The sequence below is a fragment of the Pseudonocardia hydrocarbonoxydans genome, from assembly GCF_006539565.1.
GTDB lineage: Bacteria > Actinomycetota > Actinomycetes > Mycobacteriales > Pseudonocardiaceae > Pseudonocardia > Pseudonocardia hydrocarbonoxydans.
Genome location: NZ_BJNG01000080.1, coordinates 1 through 1,696, shown reverse-complemented (window position 1 = coordinate 1,696; position 1,696 = coordinate 1). Strand labels below are relative to the sequence as shown.

At 71.6% G+C, this 1,696-nt stretch carries 1 protein-coding gene; it reads right to left on the bottom strand.

All coding sequences use genetic code 11. From position 1 onward, the window contains the following. Window positions 1–208: 208 nt before the first annotated feature. Window positions 209–1,669, bottom strand: coding sequence for a recombinase family protein (locus PHY01_RS26050; RefSeq protein ID WP_141282924.1), 1,461 nt, complete (start codon window positions 1,667–1,669; stop codon window positions 209–211). Window positions 1,670–1,696 lie beyond the last annotated feature (27 nt).

Sequence of the window (1,696 nt, the reverse complement as noted above, 5' to 3'; positions counted from 1 at the left end):
CCGTTCGGCGGGGTCCCGTGAGTGCATAAACGATCATGACCGAGCGTGACCGGCGAGCACATAACCGCAGGTCGCGTCCGATGAATAGTCGATCATGTCTGTGATAATCAGGCGCGAGCCTCTGAACTGCGATTATGCGACGCTGGAAGATCCGAGAATAGTAGTTATGTTCGATTGCCTCTGGATGATCAGTCGCACGAATGCATGATCATCCGGTGCGCCAGACGAAACGCACCGACGCCTCATCCATCGCGCTCCCCGGACCGCGCGCCGGCGCCTTCCCGATCCGCACATCCATCAGCGCACGCAACACCTGCCGACGCGCACTCACCGACGCCGCCGCCCATCGCTGCGCAGCGTCCGGGCCCGCGAGATCGAACACCACCGCCGGGACGTGACGCGGCTGGGCCCGCTTCTCCGCTGCCCGCAGCCGGGGGAGGGTCCGGGCTTCCAGGTCGGCCAGCGATTCCAGCGTGAGCCGGTCGACGTCGACCAGGCGGCGGGCCTCGTCGAGCTTGGCACGCAACCGCGCTACCTCCTCGCCGGCCGTCGACACCGCCGGGTCGTCCGCCTCCGCCGCCAACGCCGCGGCGAGGTCCGGCCGCGACAGCCGCTCGATCACCACGGCCTCGACGAACTCGTCCAGCTCGTCAGCGCGTCGGCTCACGCAGAACCGCAGCCGACACCGGTAGGTCACCACCGGCCCGCCGACGCGCTGCCGCTTCAACGTCCCCACGGGCCCGCCGCACACGTCGCAGTGCGCGACCCCGGCGAGGAGGTGTCGCACGTGGGAGCCGTCGCGGTGGGTGCGCCGGGTGGGGTCGTGGAGGAGCTGCTGCAACCGCCGGTGCTGGTCCATCGTCACGATGGCCGGCCACGCCGCGGTCACCCCGTCGAGCACCTCGCCGCGGTGCACCCGCAGCCCTGCCGACGCCGGGCTCGCCACCAGCCGGAGCAGGTTGTTGCCGATCCACCGGCCGCCGCTGGGGGAGGGGATCTCGCGCCGGGTGTAGTCGTTCGCCACCGTCGTCGGCGTCTCGCCGTCGAGGATGCGCCGCGCCGCCTCGCGCACCACCGCGGCGCGCTCGTCATCGAGCACGTACCGCACCACGCGGCCCGTCCTCGGGTCGTGTTCGGCCCGCACCCCGTACGGCAGGCGCGCGTGGGGCGCCCCCCTCGTCGCCCGGGACGCCATGCCGCGTTTGACGCGCTTGGACAGCATCGCCACCTCGCGCACGGCCAGCGCCGCGCCCATGTCGAGCATGAACCCGTCGTCGGGGTCGGCCGGGTCGTGGACCTTGCCGTCGACCACAAGGGCCGTCCCCGACTCGATCAGCCCGGCGATGAGCGCAGCCCACACCGCCCGGTCGCGCGTCGAGCGGGAGACCTCCCACACGCAGAGGGCGTCCGCCTGGCCGGTGGCGAGGACGTCAAGCACCTCCTGCCAGCCTTCCCGCGCCTTCCCGCGGGCAAACCGGGACGCGCTGACCCCGTCGCGGGGCTCGGCGATGACCTCGACGCCTGCCCGGGTCGCCCACGCGCGCAGGGCGTTGAGCTGGTCGTCGACGGACGTGGTGTGGCGGTCCTTGCCCTCGCGGTCGTCGCGTTCGGCGTGGCTGGCGCGGCCGTAGAGGATGACTCGGCGAAGGGGGCGCTTGCTTGTCGACACAGGTGGAGTGTAGCTTTGTTGCCAGCT